Here is a 19,042-nt window from a genome sequence, read left to right as displayed (position 1 = left end):
CCCGCGCCAAGGCCAGTCATCCCGGATTGGCCTTGGCACGGATCCCGGCGGGCCCCCTACGGTCGGCCCATGCGCATCCGAATCATCGACGCCTTCACCGACCGCCCCTTCCACGGCAACCCCGCGGGCGTCCTCCTCCTCGACGGCCCCTTCCCCACGGACTCCTGGCTCCAGCAGGTCGCCGCGGAGGTCAACCTCTCCGAGACCGCCTTCGCCCACCCGCTGCCGCCCGGCGGGGACGCCGACTGGGCGCTGCGCTGGTTCACCCCCGTGGCCGAGGTCGACATGTGCGGCCACGCCACCCTCGCCACCGCGCACGCCCTGGCCACGAGCGGCCTGGCCAAGGGGCTGATCCGCTTCACCGCCCGCTGCGGCGTCCTCACGGCCGAGGTCGCCGAGGACGGGACGGTCACCATGGACTTCCCCACCTCCTCCCTCACCCCGGTCGAGCCGGACCCCGAGATCGCCCGCGCGCTCGGCGCCCCGATCACGTCGGTCCACGACACCTCCGCGCACATCGGCGACCTGGTGGTGGAGCTGGCCGACGAGCGGACCGTACGGGAGCTCGCCCCCGACTTCGCGGTCCTGCGCGGCCACTCCCGCCGCGGGGTGATCGTCACCGCGCCCGCCGAGGACCCCGCCCGCGGCTACGACTTCGTCAGCCGCGGCTTCTTCCCCGCCCTCGGCATCGACGAGGACCCGGTCACCGGCAGCGCGCACACCGCCCTGGCCCCGTTCTGGGCGGCGCGCACCGGCCGCACCGAGATGACCGGCCTCCAGGGCGGTACCCGCACGGGCCTGGTCCGGGTCCGCCTCGCGGGCGACCGCACGCTCCTGACCGGCCACGCGGTCACCGTCATCGACGGCGAACTGCACACCTCCGCCTGAGACTCCGGCCCGCTAGGGGGTCGGCAGCCAGCCGACCTTCCCGGCGAGCAGGGCGTAGCCGCCGAAGGCCACGACGTCGAGCAGCGCGTGGGCGACGACCAGCGGCGCGACGCGGCCCCAGCGCCGGTAGGCGAGGACGAAGACGACGCCCATCACCATGTTGCCGACGAACCCGCCGATGCCCTGGTACAGGTGGTACGAGCCGCGCAGCAGGGAGCTGGCCAGCAGCGCGGCCGTCGGCGACCAGCCCAGCTGTCCGAGCCGGCGCAGCAGGTAGGCCAGCACGATGACCTCCTCCACCACGGAGTTCTGCACCGCGGAGAGGACGAGCACCGGGAACTTCCACCACACGTCGGGCAGCGCCTCCGGCACCACCGTCAGGTTGAAGCCGGTGGCGCGGGCCGCCAGGTAGAAGGCCAGGCCGGCGCTCCCGATGCCGGCGGCCACGAGCGCGCCCCGGGCCAGGTCCGGGCCGGGCCGGGTGCGGTCGAAGCCGAGCACCCGCAGCCCGGGCGCGCCCTCACGGGTGAGCAGGTGCGCGACGAGCAGGACCGGCACCAGGGCGGTGGCGATGCCGAACAGCTGCCAGGCCAGGTCGAGCCAGGGCCGCCCGGGCGCGTAGGAGCCGTTGAGGGTGGCGGCCTGGTCCTTGAGCCCGCCCGGCTTGGTGAGCGACCCGATGAAGCTGATCAGCGCGGAGACCCCGCTCGCGCCCAGCGACAGGGCGAGCACGAGCAGCGTCTCGGTGCGCAGGACGCCCCGCCGCCCGTCCTCGCGGGGCTCCACCACCACCGGCTCCGGCTCCGTCCGCACGCCCCGACTCCCGTCCTGCCCCGTCCGTCACGCTCCGACCACCCCATACTGCCTCCTCGGGGGCCGGACGGGATCACCGGGACGCGGCGGCGCTCGCGTCCACCTCCTGGTCCTCCAGTCCGACCGGCCAGGTGTGCACGGGTTCGCCCCGGTGCATCAGCTCGCTGTAGCGGCGGGTGGTGGCCGCCAGCGCGGCGTCACGGTCCAGTCCGCCCGCGAGCGCGCGGTGGTACGTGTCCACCTGCCAGGTCGCCCCGTTCACCCGGCGCCGGCACCGCTCCTCGATGATCCCGAGGTAGAGGTCCCGGTCGGCGGGCTCGATGCCCCAGGCGTCGAGTCCGGCGGCGGCCATCGGCAGCAGCTCGTCCAGCACCAGCCGCACGGCCGGCACGCTCACCAGTCCCCCGGACCGGCCCCTGCGCGGCCAGCGGATCCGGGCGTCGATCCCGTACCGGCAGGCGGCGTCGAAGTTGGCCTCCGCCTCCGCGAAGGGCATCCGGGTCCACACCGGGCGCTGCTCGTCCGCGAGGGTGCGCACCAGGCCGTAGTAGAAGGCGGCGTTGGCGACGACGTCGGCGACGGTGGGCCCGGCCGGCAGCACCCGGTTCTCCACCCGCAGGTGGGGCCTCCCGTCGGCCACCCCGTACACGGGCCGGTTCCACCGGTAGACCGTGCCGTTGTGCAGCACCAGCTCCTGGAGGCTGGGCACCCCGCCCTCGGCGAGCACCCGCAGGGGCTCCTCCTCGTCGCAGATGGGCAGCAGGGCGGGGAAGAAGCGGACGTTCTCGGCGAAGAGCTCGTACGCCGAGTCCACCCATTTCTCCCCGAACCAGGTGCGCGGCCGCACCCCTTGGGCCTGGAGCTCGGGCGGCCGGGTGTCGGTGGCCTGGGTGAACAGCGGCGGACGCGACTCGCGCCACAGCTCGTGCCCGAACAGGAAGGGCGAGTTGGCGCCCACGGCTATCTGCACGGCGGTGACCGCCTGGGCGGCGTTCCACACGTCCGAGAACCGCGCCGGGGTGACCTGGAGGTGCAGCTGTACGGAGGTGCAGGCCGCCTCCGGCACGATCGACCCGGTGCTCCAGCTCAGCCGCTCGACCCCCTCGATCTCCAGCCGGAAGTCCTCTCCGCGCATCATCAGGATCTGCTCGTTGAGCAGGGAGTAGCGGTCCACCGCCGACAGGTTGGCCAGGGCCAGGTCGGCGCGGGTGATCGTCGGCAGGATGCCGATCATCACCACTCCGGCGTCGATCTCCGCGGCCTGCCGGTGGGCGTAGTGCAGGCCCGCGCTCAGCTCCTCCGCGAGCCGGTCGAATACCCGGCCGTCGAGCCGGTGCGGGAGTACGTTCACCTCCAGGTTGAACATTCCCAGTTCGGTCTGGAAATCGGGGCTCGCAATCCGCTCCAGTACCTGCGCATTCACCATGCGCGGCAAACCGTCGGCGCCCGCGAGATTCAGCTCGATCTCCAGTCCCATCATGTTCTTGGGGCGGTCGAACCTCTTCTCCGCCAGAAGCCGCTCCAGCCCCTCCAGGCACTCGTGGAGCTTCCTCCGATACCGATGCCGATCGGACAGGTCGAATCCGCCTGCCACGACCTTCTCCCCCATCGAAGCGTCCCTCCTGGAGTGGGCCCGGCCCGGTCTACCCCGGGCGCACGTTACGGTCGATGATGCCCAGGGGCCGTGATCGATAACGCGGCGGGGAGCGGCTTGGCGGGGAGCGCACGCCGGTGTGGCCGGATGGGCGCTCCGGCACATTCACCTGGCAAGCCGTGGTGTGCACATTCCTTATGGGTTTTGCCTGTTCATGATTACCGGCACTTTCCAGCCGAGCCCCCTTCCGGTAACCTCCGAGGTCAGCGTGGTTCCTTCACGCGCGAACGGCATGAATACCATGACAGCGGGACCGGTAAGCGCCTTGCCGGCAATAGGCGGGACAGCTAGCCGAAACACTGTGTGAACACATGTCGTATAAACTCCGCAAACGAGGCAGAGAGTTGGCGCGCGGCCATTGCCCCAATGCCCACCTCTGACCCCAGAATGCGACAACGCCGTCCGCACCTTCCCCCGCACCACCGGTCTCCCAAGTGAGAGGCGACCCACCATGCCGCTGCATGTCCCCCCGGCTCCCGCGCCCGCCCTGCGCAGCGTCCTCGCGGCACTCGGTTCTCCCACCGCCGTCCACGAGGCACGCACCCCCGCCCTGCGCGCGATCCAGGGCCCGCTGACAGCCGAGCTCCCCCTTCCGGTCCACGTGCTCGACCGCCTGAGCGTGTCCGGCCGCGGGGCCGACGGCAGGCCGCCCCGCACGCGCCTCACCGGCTGGAGGTTCCTGATCCGCAGCGGCGACCGCTTCGTGGCGGCGGCCGACACCCGCCTCACCCCGGACGGCTGGGCCTTCTCGCACTTCTTCGAGGGCCCCTACGTGGCCGCCACCGAGCGCGCCCTGCGCCAGGCGGAACAGCTCGGCAAGAGCTACCAGCCCCGGCTGCTGTCCGTACCGGAGCTGTACATGCTGACCCTGTGGCTGCACGGGGCGGTCGGCGCCGATGCCGCCGCGGGCCTGCCGGCGGCGGCCGACCTGCTGGTGCCGCTGGCCCCGGCCCCGCCCGGGATCGCCCCCTACCGGCCGCATCCCGTCTCGGAGCTGCTGCCCGTACTGACCCACCGGCTGACCCCCGCGGCCCCGCCGGTCCCGCCCACCCTGGCGGCCCCCGCGGCCTGAACGGCCCGCTCCGCCGACGGCGCGGCCCGCGATCCGGGCCGCGCCGTCGGCATGCCCGCGCCCGGCCCGCAGGCCCGGGCGGGCACCCCACCCGCATGACCCATTCGGCCTAGTCCTCCGGGACCAGCCGCGAACCATCCGAAAGGACAGGGCAGTTGGCTTGAACCGCCCGCACGAGTGATGCGTCCTCAATCCATGAGGACTGCTGCCGGGAAATCCCTGCGAAGCAGCCGTCATGGGGGAAGACTGAGGACATCCTCCCCGCAGGTGCGGGGACGACACAGGGGGACGGCCATGAATCACGCATCGAGCCGTAGCGAACAGACCCGCGAACAGACCACACCGCAGCGAAAGAACGCATCCATGTGCCAGCACCAGCCTGCCTGCCCGTCATCAGAGTCCGCCGACCGGGAGGCCGCGCGCCCGGTGGCCAACCACCCGGAACAGGGCTGGAGCCTGCTGTGCAACGGCGTCCTGCTCTTCGAGGACACCGGTGAGCTGCTGCCGGACGGCAAGATCATCGCTCCGCACCGCCCGCTCGCGGCGGCCTGAGCCCGCACGACGCACGCACGCACAGAACGCACGCACGCACGGACGCACGCACGCACAAAGGGGCCGGCCCCGGAGCGGAAAGCTCCGGGGCCGGCCCCTTCGGCATGGGATCAGTTGTCGTACTCGTCCAGCGGCGGGCAGGAGCACACCAGGTTGCGGTCGCCGAAGGCACCGTCGATCCGGCGCACCGGCGGCCAGTACTTCTCGGCGGCGGAAACGCCACCGGGGAAGACGGCCTCGTCGCGGGTGTACGGGTGGTTCCACTCGCCGCCCAGGACCGCCGCCGTGTGCGGGGCGTTGGCCAGCGGGTTGTCGTCCGCCGGCCACTCGCCGCCCGCGACCCGCTCGATCTCGGCGCGGATGGCGATCATCGCGTCGCAGAAGCGGTCGATCTCGGCGAGGTCCTCGGACTCCGTCGGCTCGATCATCAGCGTGCCGGCCACCGGGAAGGACATGGTGGGGGCGTGGAAGCCGTAGTCGATCAGGCGCTTGGCGATGTCGTCGACGCTGACGCCGGTCTCCTTCGACAGCGGGCGCAGGTCGATGATGCACTCGTGCGCGACCAGGTCGCCCGGGCCGGTGTAGAGCACCGGGTAGTGCGGCTCCAGGCGCTTGGCGATGTAGTTGGCACCGAGCACCGCCACCTGCGTGGCGCGCTTGAGGCCCTCGCCGCCCATCAGGCGCACGTACGACCAGGAGATCGGCAGGATGCCCGCCGAGCCCCAGGGCGCGGCCGAGATCGGGCCGACGCCCGTCTCCGGGCCGGCGGTCGGCTGGAGCGGGTGGTTGGGCAGGTACGGGGCCAGGTGCGCGCGGACACCGACCGGGCCGACGCCCGGGCCGCCGCCGCCGTGCGGGATGCAGAAGGTCTTGTGCAGGTTCAGGTGCGAGACGTCGCCGCCGAAGTGACCCGGCTTGGCCAGGCCCACCAGGGCGTTCAGGTTGGCGCCGTCCACGTAGACCTGGCCGCCCGCCTCGTGCACCTGGGCGCAGATGTCGGCGACGTGCTCCTCGAAGACACCGTGCGTCGAGGGGTACGTGATCATGAGCACGGCCAGCTCGTCACGGTGCTGCTCGATCTTGGCACGCAGGTCGTCGGCGTCCACCTCGCCGTCGTCGGCGGTCTTGACGACGACGACCTTCATGCCGGCCATCACGGCGCTCGCGGCGTTGGTGCCGTGCGCGGAGGACGGGATGAGGCAGATGGTGCGCTGCTCGTCGCCGTTGGCGCGGTGGTAGGCGCGGACGGCCAGCAGACCGGCGAGCTCGCCCTGGGAGCCGGCGTTGGGCTGGATCGAGACCTTGTCGTAGCCGGTGACCTCGCAGAGACGTTCCTCCAGCTCGCTGATGAGCGTGAGGTAACCGCCGGCCTGCTCGACCGGGGCGAAGGGGTGCAGCTGGCCGAACTCGGGCCAGGTGACCGGCTCCATCTCGGTGGTCGCGTTGAGCTTCATGGTGCAGGAGCCCAGCGGGATCATGCCGCGGTCCAGCGCGTAGTCCTTGTCCGAGAGCTTGCGCAGGTAGCGCAGCATCGCGGTCTCGGAGCGGTGCTGGTGGAAGACCGGGTGGGTCAGGTACGCGTCCGAGCGCAGCAGGCCCTCGGGCAGCGCGTCGGCGGCGGTGGCGTCCAGGGCCTCGATGTCCGCGGAGACGCCGAAGGCGGCCCAGACGGCCTCGATGTCGGCGCGCAGGGTGGTCTCGTCACAGGAGACGGAGACGTGGTCGGCGTCGGCCTGGTACAGGTTGACCCCGCCCTGGCGGGCGGCGGCGACGACCTCGGCGGCCTTCCCGGGGACCCGGGCGGTGACGGTGTCGAAGAAGGAGCCGTGCACCAGCTCGACCCCGCCGGCCGTCAGGCCCGCGGCGAGCAGCGCGGCGTAGCGGTGGGTGCGGCGGGCGATCGTCCGCAGGCCGTCCGGGCCGTGGTAGACGGCGTACATGCCGGCCATGACGGCGAGCAGCACCTGCGCGGTACAGATGTTGCTGGTGGCCTTCTCGCGGCGGATGTGCTGCTCGCGGGTCTGCAGGGCCAGTCGGTAGGCCTTGTTGCCGTCCGCGTCCACGGAGACGCCGACCAGGCGGCCGGGCAGGGAGCGGGCGTGCTTGGCCTGGACGGCCATGTAGCCGGCGTGCGGGCCGCCGAAGCCCATCGGGACGCCGAAGCGCTGGGTGGTGCCGACGGCGATGTCCGCGCCGAGGGCGCCCGGGGAGACGAGCAGGGTCAGCGCGAGCAGGTCGGCGGAGACGGTGACGATCGCGCCGAGGTCGTGGGCCTGGTCGATGACGGCCTTGATGTCGCGCACGGCGCCGGAGGCGCCCGGGTACTGCAGGAGCACGCCGTAGACGCCGCGCTCGGCGATCTCGGCGGGGATGCCCGCGGAGAGGTCCGCGACGACGACCTCGATGCCGATCGGCTCGGCGCGGGTCTCGATGACGGCGATGGTCTGCGGCAGCGCGTCGGCGTCGACGAGGAAGACGTTGCCCTTGACCTTGCCCACGCGGCGGGCCAGCGTCATGGCCTCGGCCGCGGCGGTGCCCTCGTCCAGCAGGGAGGCGCCGGAGGTCGGCAGACCGGTCAGCTCGGCGACGACCGTCTGGAAGTTCAGCAGGGCCTCCAGGCGGCCCTGCGAGATCTCCGGCTGGTACGGGGTGTAGGCCGTGTACCAGGCCGGGTTCTCCATGACGTTGCGCAGGATCACCGGCGGCGTGAAGGTCCCGTAGTAGCCGAGGCCGATCATCGACGACAGGACCTGGTTGCGGTCGGCGAGGGAGCGCAGCTCGGCGAGTACCTCGGCCTCGGTCCGCGCCTCGGGCAGGTTCAGCGCTTCGGCGGTCTTGATCACATCCGGTACCGCGGCGGCGGTCAGCTCGTCGAGGGAGCCGTAGCCCACCTGGGCGAGCATCTTCGCCTGCGCCTCGGCATCCGGGCCGATGTGACGCTGCTCGAAGGGGATGCCCCGTTCGAGCTGGGAGAGCGGAATGCGGTTGGCGGTCATTACGGAGGCCTCCTGGTCGTATGACCTGCGAGGGGCACCACGGCGCGGGCACCCGGACGGCCTCCCCCTCTGTCATCTCAACCTGAGAGCTTCACCGGAGTCTCGGGGGTCGCCCGTCGTCCGGCTTTCACCGTCGGTGAGGAGTGGGGACCGGCACTGCACGCCCGGGACCCGCTCCTGCTTTCCAGAGTGGCCTCGTCGCGTGCGGTACGTATGCCTGAGAGATTCCGGGGAGGATTTGCTCCTTCGGCGCCTCCGTCGAGCTCACTCGGAGGACTCTCCCGCACAGGGTCAACAGCCGTCACCCAGCCTACCAGCGAGGATCTGGACCCTCCCTCAAGTGGCCCCTCATCCGAATATGCACTTTTGTAGTCATTACGGATGACTGCGACCCCGTGGAGGGACCGTGCAGACCGACATCGATCCGCGCAGCCTGATCGGCCGCAAGGCGTTCGACCGTAACGGAGCCAAGATCGGCACGGTGGACGAGGTCTACCTGGACGACGCCACCGGGGTCCCGGAGTGGGCCGCGGTCCGGACCGGCCTGTTCGGCCGGGACGCCTTCGTCCCGCTGGAGCCGAGCGAGGTGGTCGACGAGGTACTGCGCGTCCCGTTCGAACGCTCCCTGATCAAGGACGCCCCCGACTTCGGCGTGGGCCGCCATCTCTCCCCCGAGCAGGAGCTCCAGCTCTACCACCACTACGGCCTGGACGTCGCCCTGCCCGGCGACTTCCGCCTCCCTCCCCCGGATACCCCCTAAGCCCTCTCGCGCGGACCGGGAGCTCCCACGAGCGGCAGCGGGTCGGAGGCCTCCAGTTCGGGGTCGTCGACCAGGAAGGTGCGCACCCGCCCGGGCGGCGATCCGGGTTGCTCGAAGCGCACGGTGACCCGGCCGACCCCGCTGCCCTGCACCCACCCGGGCCCGTACACCGCGTGCCGTACGTCGCTGCCCGCGGGCCAGTGCCGCGCGGCGGCGGCCTGCGGGTCCGCCCCGGACGCCACGGCGCCCCCGGCGCCCTCGGCGGCCCCCACGGTCCCGGGGGCCCCTGGAGGCCCCTGGGCGCCCGTCTCCCCGCCGGCCTCCTCCGCCTCCCGGGTCCCGTCCGACGGGACGGCGGCGGCCGCCTCCCGCGGCCCCGCGCCGAGCGCCTGGGCGAACAGGTCCTCCTGGGTGTAGTCCGCGAGCCCGGTCACGCCCACCCCCAGCAGCCGCACCCCGCCGGTGGTGTCCACGCCCTCCAGCAGCCGCGCGGCCGCCTCCCGGACCACCGCCGGATCGTCGGTGGGCCCGCGCAGGGTCTCGGAGCGGGTGAGGGTGGAGAAGTCGTAGCGGCGCACCTTCAGGACGATGGTCCGCCCCGAGTGCCCGGAGGCCCGCAGCCGGCCCACGCACCGGTCGGCGAGCCGTTGCACCTCGAAGCGGATCCGCACCCGGTCGTGGAGGTCCACGTCGAAGGTGTCCTCCACCGACACCGACTTCGCGTCCCGCTCCGCGACCACCGGCCGGTCGTCCAGGCCCAGCGCCATCCGGTACAGGCCCACTCCGTGCGCCCGGCCCACCATCCGGACCAGCTCGTCCTCACCGGCCTCGGCCAGCTCCCCCACGGTGGTGATCCCGGCCCGGCGCAGGTGCTCCCCGGTGGCCGGGCCGACCCCGGGCAGGGTCCGCACGGACATCGGGGCGAGCAGCTCGCGCTCCGTCCCGGGCTCGATCAGCAGCAGCCCGTCCGGCTTGGCCTCCTCGGAGGCCACCTTGGCCAGCATCTTCGAGCCGGCCAGCCCGACCGAGCCGCTGAGCCCCGTCGCGGCCGCGATGTCGGCCCGCAGCCGCTCCCCCGTGGCGCGGGCGCTCGCGGAGTCGAAGGCCCGGCCGCCCGCCTCCAGGTCGACGAAGGCCTCGTCCAGGCTGAGCGGTTCCACCAGCGGCGACAGCTCGCGCAGCAGGCCCATGACGATCTCGCTCACCTCGCGGTAGACCAGGAAGCGGGGGATCAGGTAGGCGCCGTTGGGACAGAGCCGGCGGGCCTGGGCGGTCGGCATCGCCGAGTGCACCCCGAAGCGCCTGGCCTCGTACGAGGCGGTGGCCACCACACCTCGCGGGCCGAGCCCGCCGACGATCACGGCCTTCCCGCGCAGGCTCGGCTTCGACGCCTGCTCCACGGAGGCGTAGAAGGCGTCCATGTCCAGGTGCAGGATGGTCGGCGCGGTTCTCACGTCACCGATGCTGCCTCATGCCACTGACAACGCGGTGATCTTCCCCGCCCGCGCCCGGCGGCCGTACGCACGGGCTCCGGCCCGTGCGTCAGCCGGCCCGGTTGCGGCGGGCGGCGAGCTCGTCGGCCGGGTTGTGGCCCACGACCGTCTCCCCGGTGTCCACGCGCTCCCCGTGCAGCTGCGACAGCGCGTTCTCCACATCGCGCCAGACCACGCCCACGGCGATGCCGAAGACGCCCTGGCCGCCCTGGAGCAGGCTCACGACCTGGTCGGGGGAGGTGCACTCGTACACGGTCGCGCCGTCGCTCATCAGCGTCATGCGCTCCAGGTCCGAGAAGCCCCGGCCGCGCAGGTGCTGCACGGCGGTGCGGATGTTCTGGAGGGCCACGCCCGTGTCCAGGAAACGCTTCACGATCTTGAGCACCACGACGTCGCGGAAGCTGTACAGCCGCTGGGTGCCCGACCCGTACGCGGGCCGCACGCTGGGCTCCACCAGCCCGGTGCGCGCCCAGTAGTCCAGCTGCCGGTACGTGATGCCGGCGGCCGCGCAGGCCGTCGGACCGCGATAGCCGACCTGCTCGGGCCCCGGGGCGTCGTCCACCGGCCCGACCGGCTTCGACGCCGGCTGACGGTGCGCGGCGCCCGACCCGCCGCCGAGCAGCGGGGACGGCCCACCGTCACTCCGTACGGGGACTCCCCCGGTCGTACCGTCGCCCGTGATCCTCACGCCGACCCTCCGTCCTTGACCTGCCCCCTTGAAGGTAGGCAGTGACCACGGGTGCGTCAACGATCGCCACACTCGGCACGCCGAGTGATAATCACCCTGAGAGTGGTTTCGCGTACCCCATTGCGGGGAAAGGCTAGTCGAATGGGCTGAAAGTTCCCGGTGGGCGCCGTGGCCCGCGCGGCGCGGGCATCCGGCCTACTGCGGTCCCGTGCCGAAGTCCTCGGGAGAGATCTGGTCGAGGAACTCGCGGAACTTCTCCACTTCGTCCTCCTGCTCGTCGGGAATGGCGATTCCGGCGTCGTCCAGCACGCCGTCACTGCCGTAGATCGGCGTCCCCGTGCGCAGGGCCAGCGCTATGGCGTCCGACGGCCGCGCGCTCACCTCGACGCCGCTGGCGAAGACCAGCTCCGCGTAGAAGACGCCCTCCCGCAGATCCGTGATCCGGACTTCGGTCAGCTCCTCGCCGACCGCCTCCAGCACGTCCTTGAACAGGTCGTGCGTCAGCGGCCTGGCCGGTGCCATCCCCTGCTGTGCGAAGGCGATGGCGGTCGCCTCCCCAGGACCGATCCAGATGGGGAGGTACCGGTCGCCTCCCACTTCACGCAGGAGCACGATCGGCTGGTTGGAGGGCATTTCCACCCGGACACCCACAACGTCGAGCTCGTTCACACAGCAACCCTAGGACCTGCCCGGCAGGTTTGGGTAGTCGGGGCCCGGTCGCGGCGTCCCGGTTCAGTGCAGCCGGACCCCGAGAGCGGTCTGTACGAAGGCCTCGTGGAGGCGTACGGAGAGCCCCGCGAGCTCCTTCATCGTGGCCTCGGCATGGGCCCTGGTCTGCGGATTGCGGTGCCGGCGGAGCGGTGCGACCAGCTGTTCCACCAGCCCGGCCTCCCGGTCCGCCGCCGCCTTCACGGCCCGCAGGTGGCGCGGCTCCAGCCCGAACCGGCCGAGATCGGCGATCAGGCGGGCGACGGTCACCGCCTCGGCGTCGAACCCGCCGCCGGGCGCCTCGGCGAGCAGCCCGTAGGACTCCCATTCGACGAGCTGCACCTCGTCCGCCTCGGCGGCGGCGATCAGCTCGGCCCGCCCGACCCGGGCCACGGTCGGCCGGTCGGCGCCCGCCTCCCCGGGGCCGGCGGAACCCCCGGCGCCCTCCACGGACTCGCCGTGCGCGGCCGGGGCCGGAATCCGGACTTGCTCACCCCGGTCGAGCGCGTCGAGCTGCTCGCGGATGACCTTCAGCGGCAGGTAGTGGTCGCGCTGGAGGCGCAGGACGCGGGCGAGCCGCTCCACGTCGTCCGTACTGAACTTGCGGTATCCGGACGGCGTGCGCCGGGGCTCGACGAGCCCTTCCGCCTCCAGGAACCGGATCTTCGAGATCGTGACTTCGGGGAACTCGTCACGGAGCATGGTGAGCACCGTGCCGATGCTCACCAGCTGCCCGGACGAGCCGGCGGTGCCGGCGGCGCCCTTCTTCGGGGCGCCGCCGGTCGGGGTGCGCAGCATGGGACCTTCCCTCAGGAGGTCCCCCCGGGCCGGGCCCAGGGGGAGGTCAGACGCCCCGCAGGCTCGCGTAGAAGACCAGCCGGTACTTGCCGATCTGCACCTCGTCGCCGTTGTGCAGGGCGACCGAGTCGATCGGCTCGCGGTTGACGTACGTGCCGTTGAGGCTGCCCACGTCGGCGACGGTGAAGCCGCCCTCGGGGCCCCGGCGGAACTCGACATGCAGCCGGGAGACGGTGACGTCGTCCAGGAAGATGTCGCTCTGCGGGTGGCGGCCCGCCGTCGTCAGCTCGCCGTCCAGCAGGAAGCGGCTGCCCGAGTTGGGGCCGCGCCGCACGATGAGCAGGGCGGAGCCGGGGGGCAGTGCCTCCACCGCGGCCTGGGCCTCGGGGGAGAGCGAGGGCGAGACGTGCTGTCCGGTCGCCTCGGCCTCGTAGGCCTCCAGGCCCGAGATCGAGATGGTGGACGTGGTCTCCGAGGCGCGCTCCGGCGTCAGGCCGGGCCGCAGCGGCGCACCGCAGTTGGAGCAGAAACGGCTCGCCGCGTCGCTGCGGTGCCCGCACCTGCCGCACGTCTGCCCGGCCGACATGGACGGCTCCTCGCTCCGCGGCTGCCCCGCGGAGGCGTTGGTGGCGTACGGGTCGGGGGCGTACCCGCCACCCGCGTTCGGGGAGGCCGGGTCTCCGAAGCCTATGCGCCCCGCAGCCGAAGGGTCGGCGGCCGACGGGCCGTGCGCACCCGCGCCGCCCCCCTGGCCGGCCACCTCGTCGCGGAAGAGCGGCCGGTCGCCCTGGCCCTCCCCCTCGCCGTGACCCGCACGGTGGCGCGCCGTACCGCTTTCCTCGCGGTTCTTCTTGCCGAACAACTTCTCAAACAACTTCACGGGCGATTCCCCTTGACCGAAACAGACCCGCCCGTGGGGCAGGACGAACTCCGCATACACACACCTGCCGACCCGGACATTCTGACAACGTCCGTAACCACCAGACAGTTTCCACCACGCACCGCGACTTCTGTGCGTCGACCCCCCGCAGGCGTCAGCCCGCGTGGGACCGTCCTCGCTCCGCCCCGTCTCACGGCGATGACGACCGAGCGTAGTCAGGCTGCTTCGCAGCCCGCAAGGCATCCACAATGATCTTCGCCGACCGTGTGACGGCGACCGTGGCCTGTTCCTTCTCCATGGTCTGCACGACACCGCCCGGGATGTTGAGCGCCGGCTCCAGATCCTGCGGCTTGCCGATCACCCTGAACTCGTAGGGCTGTGTGATCTTCTTACCGTCGATCGCGACCCCGCCGCCCTCGTCGGAGAAGTACGACCCCGCCACGACGCGCACGCCGTTGATCTGGATCGCCTCCGCCCCGGCGGCCCGCAGCTCCTGGAGGGTGTCCAGCAGCTGGTCCGAGCGCACCTGGCCCTTGGCGTCGGTGATCCTCAGCGTGATCCCGGGGCCCTGTGCGGCCACGGTACCGGCCAGGACGCCCAGTTGGCGCTCCCGCTCCAGCGTCTGCTTGCGGGCCTCCTCCGCCTGGTTGGAGCTGCTCTGGAGCTCCTTGCGCTGGTCGTCCAGCTTCTGCTTCTCGTCCTCCAGGCGTTTGGTCCGCCCGTCCAGCTCGTCCAGGATCCGTACGAGGTCCTCCTGGCGGGCACCGCGCAGCGGCGCACTGGAGTCGCTGTTGGAGCGCACCTGGATCGCCAGCCCGAGCCCCAGGACGAAGAGCAGCAGCGCGACGATCAGCTGGGCCCGGCTGAGCCGCGGCGGCCACAGCCCGGCGGCCAGCCGCTGGCGCCCGGTCTGCTGCGGCCGCGGCGCCGGGGCCGGCTCCGCCACCGGTCCCGGTTCCGGCTCCCCCTGCGGGGTGTTGTCCGTGCTCATCGGCCTCACGCCCGGAAGACGTGCCGGCGGATGGCCGCAGCGTTGGAGAAGATCCGGATGCCGAGGACGACGACCACGCCGGTCGACAGCTGCGAGCCGACGCCCAGCTTGTCGCCGAGGAAGACGATCAGCGCGGCGACGACCACGTTCGACAGGAACGACACCACGAAGACCTTGTCGACGAAGATCCCGTCCAGCATCGCGCGCAGGCCGCCGAACACGGCGTCCAGGGCCGCGACCACGGCGATCGGCAGATAAGGCTCCACCACGGCCGGCACTTCGGGGCGGACCAGAAGCCCGACCACCACTCCCGCCAGGAGGCCCAGTACCGCGATCACGACGCACCCTTCTTCGGCTCTTCTGCTGTCGCCGTCCGCACGGTCAGGCTCGACGCGGCCGGCAGCTTCACCTCGTCCACCGGGGACAGGCTGTAGCGGATCCCGTAGCTCGCCTGCAGCACGTGCAGGTACTGCCCGTCCACGGAGTCCTGGAACGCGGTGCCGAGCCGTTTCCCGTCCCCGATCGCGAGGACCTCGTAGGGCGGCACCAGCGGCCGGTTGTCGACCAGTATCGCGTCACCGGCCGCCCTGATCGCCGACAGCGCCGTCAGCCGCTGCCCGTTGATCGAGACGGCTTCCGCCCCGGACTGCCACAGCCCGTTGACGATCCGCTGCATGTCCCGGTCGCGGACCCGGCCGGTGTCCGAGAAGCCGGCGCTCTCGCGCGGACCGCCTCCGCCGCCCGAGGAGGACCCCTTGGCATCGTCCACCACAAGCTTGACGCCGGGACCGTGCACTTCGGTTGCACCCGACAGCAGCGCCACGAGCTGCGCCTGCCGGCCGCCCTGCTGCTTCAGTGCCTCGCTCTGCCGGTCCGCGACCTCGGTCCGCAGCCGCTCGATGTCCCGCTCCAGGGTGTCCGCGTGCCGGTCGGCCCGCTCGACCCGGTCGATCAGCTCCTGGCGCTCCTTGGCCAGGACCGGAGCCGCCACCTGCGCCTGCGCAGCACCCAGCGTGACCACCATGGCGGCCAGCACGAGCCCGGCGGCGAGCGCCAGCTTGGCCTTGAGGGTCCGCGGGAGCCCCGCCGTACCGTCGGCCTCACGCCGGGCCGAGGCTTCCGCATAGCCCTCGTCGAGGCTGTGGTCCATCACGTGGGTCAGCAGCGACATGGAGGCGTCGGGGCGCGCGGACGGCGTGGCCGAACTCCGGTTGTTGGGCGGCTGCGACATGCCGCACATCGTCGCATGTCGGCGCCGCCCACATCCAATGCGGCCTACCGGCGGGCCGGGACGGGGTCACTCCCCGCACCCGGCCCGCCGCACTGCTGTCCCGTTCCGCACACCAGTACGGGGCGGGACCGGCCGGTCGTACCGGCCGGCCCGGTCAGTGCTCGCCGGCCCCGTCGACCACCGCGGCCCACTCGTCGAGCAGCGCCTGCGCGGAGGCGTCGTCGGGGCCCTCGGCCCACAGGTGGGTGACCGCCTCCGCCGGGTCCGGCAGGACCAGCGCCCACCGGCCGTCGGTCTCGACCACGCGCACGCCGTCGGTGGTGTCCACCTGCCGGTCGCCCGCCGCCTCCACGACCCGCCGCATGACGAGTCCCTTGGCCGCCCACGGGGTCGGCACGTCCCGCTTGAGGACGTGCGCCCGCGGGATGCGCGAGTCGATCTGGCTCAGGGTGAGCTGCGTGCGCGCGACCAGCCCGATGAGCTGCACGAACGCCGCGGACCCGTCGAAGACGCTGCTGAATTCCGGGACGATGAACCCGCCCCGGCCGTCGCCGCCGAAGATCGTCGTCTCCTCGCGGCCCACCCGGGTCAGGTCGTCGGGCGAGGTCGTCGTCCACTCCACCTGGGTGCCGTGGTACGCCGCCACCTGCTCCGCGACCCGGGTCGTGGTGACCGGGAGGGCCACCTTGCCGCTGCGCTTCTCGGCCGCGACGAGGTCGAGCAGGACGAGCAGCGCCCGGTCGTCCTCGATGATCCGGCCCCGCTCGTCGACCAGGGAGATCCGCTCGCCGACCGGGTCGAAGCGCACGCCGAAGGCCGCCCGCGCCGAGGCCACGATCTCCCCGAGCCGGACCAGTCCGGCGCGCCGGGACTCGTGGCTCTCGGTCGGCCGGGACTCGTCGAGGCCGGGGTTGATCGTCAGCGCGTCCACCCCGAGCCGGCCGAGCAGGCTGGGCAGGACGAGCCCGGCACTGCCGTTCGAGGCGTCCACGACGACCTTGAGCCCGGAGTCGGCGATGCCGGTGGTGTCGACCCGCCGGAGCAAGGAGCCCGTGTACGAGTCGAAGACGCTCGACGGGAACTGCAGGTCGCCGATCTCCCCCGGGAAGGCCCGGCGGTACTCCTGACGTGCGTAGACGCGGTCCAGCTTGCGTTGCTGCGCCTGCGAGAGGTCCGCGCCCCGCTCGTCGAGGAACATGATGTCCACGGAGTCCGGCACCCCGGGCGAGGTCCGGATCATGATCCCGCCCGCGGCGCCTCTGGCCGTCTGCTGGCGGGCCACGGGGAGCGGGACGTTCTCCAGGTCGCGCACGTCGATGGCGCTGGCCTGGAGCGCCGAGATCACGGCGCGCTTGAGCGCGCGGGCGCCTCGGGAGTGGTCACGGGCCGTGGTGACGATCGCCCCCTTCTTGAGGGTGGTCGCGTAGGCCCCGGCGAGTTTCACCACCAGCTCGGGGGTGATCTCCACGTTCAGGATCCCGGAGACGCCGCGGGCGCCGAACAGGTGGGCCTGGCCGCGCGACTCCCAGATGACGGAGGTGTTGACGAAGGCGCCGGCCTCGATCGTCTTGAACGGGTAGACCCGTACGTTGCCCTGGACGATCGATTCCTCGCCGACGAGGCACTCGTCGCCGATGACGGCCCCGTCCTCGATCCGGGCGGCCCGCATGATGTCGGTGTTCTTGCCGATGACGCAGCCGCGCAGGTTGCTGTGCGGCCCGAGGTAGACGTTGTCGTGGACGACGGCCTTGTGCAGGAAGGCGCCGCTCTTGACGACGACGTTCGACCCGACGACGGTGTGCTCGCGGACCTCCGCCCCGGCCTCGACCTTGGCGTAGTCCCCGATGTACAGCGGCCCGCGCAGCACGGCGTCCGGGCTGACCTCGGCGCCTTCGGCGATCCAGACGCCGGGCGAGATCTCGAAGCCGTCCATGTCGACCTGGACCTTGCCCTCCAGGACGTCGGCCTGCGCCTTGACGTAGCTCTCGTGGGTGCCCACGTCCTCCCAGTAGCCCTCGGCCACGTAGCCGTAGATCGGCCGGCCTTCCTTCATCAGCTGGGGGAAGACGTCGCCGGACCAGTCGACCGAGACGTCCGGGTCGACGTAGTCGAAGATCTCCGGTTCCATCACGTAGATGCCGGTGTTGATGGTGTCCGAGAACACCTGACCCCAGGTCGGCTTTTCGAGGAAGCGTTCGACCTTGCCCTCTTCGTCCACGATGGTGATGCCGAATTCCAGCGGGTTCGGCACCCGGGTGAGGCACACCGTCACCAGTGCGCCCTTCTCCTTGTGGAAGTTGATGAGGTCGGTGAGGTCGAAGTCGGTGAGCGCGTCGCCGGAGATGACCAGGAACGTGTCGTCCTTGAGGGCCTCCTCGGCGTTCTTCACGCTGCCGGCGGTGCCGAGTGGCTTCTCCTCGTTGGCGTAGGTGAGCTCCATTCCGAGCTCCTCGCCGTCACCGAAGTAGTTCTTGACGAGTGACGCCAGGAACTGAACGGTGACCACGGTCTCGCTGAGCCCATGCCGCTTGAGCAGCCTGAGCACATGCTCCATGATCGGCCGGTTCGCCACCGGCAGGAGCGGCTTGGGCATGCTTGAGGTCATGGGGCGAAGCCGCGTTCCTTCGCCACCGGCCATCACGACGGCCTTCATGTCGGAAGAGTCCTCCTAGAGAGATGACGGTCTGGCCGACCTCACCCGCCCCGGACGGTTGGTCCGCTACTCCTCCGCGTCAGTACCGGCGCCGAGCGAGTTCAATCGGCCGTGGCATCCGCCTTGACCAGACGACGGACTTGCACCACGTAAAGGATTCCTGCCCACCAATAGAGCGTTGTACCCCAACCTGCGAACGCCCATCCGAAAACGGACGCCATCCAGGCCAACCAACCCGTACCGTCACTGAGCAGTAGCAGGGGGAAGGCGTACATCAGGTTGAAGGTGGCGGCCTTGCCGAGGAAGTTGACCTGGGGCGGCGGATAGCCGTGCCGGCGCAGGATCCACACCATGACCAGCAGCATCGCCTCACGGGCCAGCAGGGCCGCGGTGAGCCACAGCGGGAGAATGCCCCGGTAGGTGAGTCCGAACAGGGTGGTCAGGACGTAGAGCCGGTCGGCGGCGGGGTCCAGGAGCCGGCCCAGTTTGCTGATCTGGTTCCAGCGCCGCGCGAGTTTCCCGTCGAGGTAGTCACTGACACCGCTGAGCATGAGCACGAGCAGTGCCCAGCCGTCGTGCTTCGCGAGGATGAGCCAGAGGAACAGCGGCACGCCCACGAGGCGGGCCATGCTCAGGATGTTCGGAATGGTGAAAATTCGGTCAGTCTGGACCCGAGTCTCCTGGACCTCCACCCGGGGGCCTCCACTGTGACTGTAGAAATGTCGAATCTATGCTCCCCTGACCCTACAGGAGTCCACGGACCGCCCCGGAACGCAGAAAAGCCCCGCACCATGACTGGTGCGGGGCTTTCCCACAATGATTGTTCGGCGGCGTCCTACTCTCCCACAGGGTCCCCCCTGCAGTA

General features: G+C 71.6%; 17 protein-coding genes and 1 riboswitch. Of the genes, 4 read left to right on the top strand and 13 right to left on the bottom strand.

Annotated features, from left to right (window positions below):
* The first annotated feature begins 69 nt into the window (after positions 1-69).
* Positions 70-888, top strand: a complete 819-nt coding sequence (locus ACZ5NJ_RS08285) for a PhzF family phenazine biosynthesis protein (RefSeq protein ID WP_468763902.1) — start codon at positions 70-72, stop codon at positions 886-888.
* Positions 889-900: 12 nt separating this feature from the next.
* Here ACZ5NJ_RS08285 and ACZ5NJ_RS08280 read toward each other — a convergent pair whose 3' ends face one another.
* Together ACZ5NJ_RS08280 and ACZ5NJ_RS08275 are read right to left on the bottom strand one after the other, a co-directional pair.
* Entirely contained in the window at positions 901-1,701 is an 801-nt protein-coding gene (locus tag ACZ5NJ_RS08280; protein WP_468763901.1) for a CPBP family intramembrane glutamic endopeptidase, read from the bottom strand.
* A 73-nt stretch (positions 1,702-1,774) separates the two neighbouring features.
* Positions 1,775-3,310, bottom strand: coding sequence for a glutamate-cysteine ligase family protein (locus ACZ5NJ_RS08275; RefSeq protein ID WP_468763900.1), 1,536 nt, complete (start codon positions 3,308-3,310; stop codon positions 1,775-1,777).
* A gap of 496 nt (positions 3,311-3,806) precedes the next feature.
* Here ACZ5NJ_RS08275 and ACZ5NJ_RS08270 point away from each other — a divergent pair, with 496 nt between their 5' ends.
* Both ACZ5NJ_RS08270 and ACZ5NJ_RS08265 read left to right on the top strand, forming a co-directional pair.
* The gene (locus tag ACZ5NJ_RS08270) at positions 3,807-4,427 is read left to right on the top strand and encodes a hypothetical protein (protein WP_468763899.1); all 621 of its coding nucleotides are present in this window, start codon (positions 3,807-3,809) and stop codon (positions 4,425-4,427) included.
* Positions 4,428-4,790: 363 nt separating this feature from the next.
* A complete protein-coding gene (locus ACZ5NJ_RS08265) occupies positions 4,791-4,979 on the top strand; it encodes a DUF5999 family protein (protein WP_042809437.1) in 189 nt (62 codons plus the stop codon).
* A gap of 110 nt (positions 4,980-5,089) precedes the next feature.
* Here ACZ5NJ_RS08265 and gcvP read toward each other — a convergent pair whose 3' ends face one another.
* The gene (gene gcvP / locus ACZ5NJ_RS08260; protein ID WP_468763898.1) at positions 5,090-7,975 is read right to left on the bottom strand and encodes an aminomethyl-transferring glycine dehydrogenase; all 2,886 of its coding nucleotides are present in this window, start codon (positions 7,973-7,975) and stop codon (positions 5,090-5,092) included.
* Positions 7,976-8,170: 195 nt separating this feature from the next.
* A riboswitch (glycine riboswitch) is annotated at positions 8,171-8,269 on the bottom strand.
* Positions 8,270-8,381: 112 nt separating this feature from the next.
* On the opposite strand from gcvP, the gene ACZ5NJ_RS08255 reads away from it, so the two are divergent.
* Positions 8,382-8,735, top strand: coding sequence for a PRC-barrel domain-containing protein (locus ACZ5NJ_RS08255; protein ID WP_468763897.1), 354 nt, complete (start codon positions 8,382-8,384; stop codon positions 8,733-8,735).
* On the opposite strand, the gene ACZ5NJ_RS08250 is transcribed toward ACZ5NJ_RS08255, so the two are convergent.
* The 10 genes from ACZ5NJ_RS08250 to ACZ5NJ_RS08205 form a co-directional block, all read right to left on the bottom strand.
* On the bottom strand, positions 8,732-10,189 hold the full coding sequence (locus tag ACZ5NJ_RS08250; RefSeq protein ID WP_468763896.1) for a DNA polymerase IV: 1,458 nt from the start codon (positions 10,187-10,189) through the stop codon (positions 8,732-8,734). The genes ACZ5NJ_RS08255 and ACZ5NJ_RS08250 overlap by 4 nt on opposite strands.
* A gap of 88 nt (positions 10,190-10,277) precedes the next feature.
* Positions 10,278-10,916, bottom strand: a complete 639-nt coding sequence (locus ACZ5NJ_RS08245) for a MerR family transcriptional regulator (protein WP_468763895.1) — start codon at positions 10,914-10,916, stop codon at positions 10,278-10,280.
* A 195-nt stretch (positions 10,917-11,111) separates the two neighbouring features.
* Entirely contained in the window at positions 11,112-11,585 is a 474-nt protein-coding gene (locus tag ACZ5NJ_RS08240; RefSeq protein WP_007262890.1) for a bifunctional nuclease family protein, read from the bottom strand.
* A 63-nt stretch (positions 11,586-11,648) separates the two neighbouring features.
* Complete coding sequence (gene ftsR / locus ACZ5NJ_RS08235) at positions 11,649-12,422, bottom strand: transcriptional regulator FtsR (RefSeq protein WP_468763894.1); 774 nt, start codon at positions 12,420-12,422, stop codon at positions 11,649-11,651.
* A gap of 46 nt (positions 12,423-12,468) precedes the next feature.
* Positions 12,469-13,362, bottom strand: a complete 894-nt coding sequence (locus ACZ5NJ_RS08230) for an FHA domain-containing protein (RefSeq protein WP_468763893.1) — start codon at positions 13,360-13,362, stop codon at positions 12,469-12,471.
* Positions 13,363-13,492: 130 nt separating this feature from the next.
* Positions 13,493-14,293, bottom strand: a complete 801-nt coding sequence (locus ACZ5NJ_RS08225) for a DUF881 domain-containing protein (RefSeq protein ID WP_468763892.1) — start codon at positions 14,291-14,293, stop codon at positions 13,493-13,495.
* Positions 14,294-14,298: 5 nt separating this feature from the next.
* The gene (locus ACZ5NJ_RS08220) at positions 14,299-14,631 is read right to left on the bottom strand and encodes a small basic family protein (protein WP_007262894.1); all 333 of its coding nucleotides are present in this window, start codon (positions 14,629-14,631) and stop codon (positions 14,299-14,301) included.
* The gene (locus tag ACZ5NJ_RS08215) at positions 14,628-15,533 is read right to left on the bottom strand and encodes a DUF881 domain-containing protein (protein WP_468763891.1); all 906 of its coding nucleotides are present in this window, start codon (positions 15,531-15,533) and stop codon (positions 14,628-14,630) included. The genes ACZ5NJ_RS08220 and ACZ5NJ_RS08215 overlap by 4 nt, the downstream gene beginning before the upstream one ends.
* Before the next feature lie 145 nt (positions 15,534-15,678).
* Entirely contained in the window at positions 15,679-18,177 is a 2,499-nt protein-coding gene (locus ACZ5NJ_RS08210; protein WP_468763890.1) for a sugar phosphate nucleotidyltransferase, read from the bottom strand.
* 101 nt (positions 18,178-18,278) lie between these two features.
* Positions 18,279-18,869, bottom strand: coding sequence for a CDP-alcohol phosphatidyltransferase family protein (locus ACZ5NJ_RS08205; RefSeq protein ID WP_344170800.1), 591 nt, complete (start codon positions 18,867-18,869; stop codon positions 18,279-18,281).
* Positions 18,870-19,042 lie beyond the last annotated feature (173 nt).

The sequence above is a fragment of the Streptomyces sp. NPDC032091 genome, assembly GCF_055580265.1.
The sequence above is the reverse complement of the archived record's forward strand: the minus strand, read 5'-3'. Positions and strand labels throughout refer to the sequence as shown.

Bases quoted from the DNA above. Each gene is read 5' to 3' on its own strand.
- ACZ5NJ_RS08285 (WP_468763902.1), top strand. From the start codon at position 70: ATGCGCATCCGAATCATCGACGCCTTCACCGACCGCCCCTTCCACGGC.
- ACZ5NJ_RS08265 (WP_042809437.1), top strand. From the start codon at position 4,791: ATGTGCCAGCACCAGCCTGCCTGCCCGTCATCAGAGTCCGCCGACCGG.
- ACZ5NJ_RS08275 (WP_468763900.1), bottom strand. From the start codon at position 3,310: ATGGGGGAGAAGGTCGTGGCAGGCGGATTCGACCTGTCCGATCGGCAT.
- gcvP (WP_468763898.1), bottom strand. From the start codon at position 7,975: ATGACCGCCAACCGCATTCCGCTCTCCCAGCTCGAACGGGGCATCCCC.
- ftsR (WP_468763894.1), bottom strand. From the start codon at position 12,422: ATGCTGCGCACCCCGACCGGCGGCGCCCCGAAGAAGGGCGCCGCCGGC.
- ACZ5NJ_RS08210 (WP_468763890.1), bottom strand. From the start codon at position 18,177: ATGAAGGCCGTCGTGATGGCCGGTGGCGAAGGAACGCGGCTTCGCCCC.
- ACZ5NJ_RS08215 (WP_468763891.1), bottom strand. From the start codon at position 15,533: ATGTGCGGCATGTCGCAGCCGCCCAACAACCGGAGTTCGGCCACGCCG.
- ACZ5NJ_RS08225 (WP_468763892.1), bottom strand. From the start codon at position 14,293: ATGAGCACGGACAACACCCCGCAGGGGGAGCCGGAACCGGGACCGGTG.
- ACZ5NJ_RS08270 (WP_468763899.1), top strand. From the start codon at position 3,807: ATGCCGCTGCATGTCCCCCCGGCTCCCGCGCCCGCCCTGCGCAGCGTC.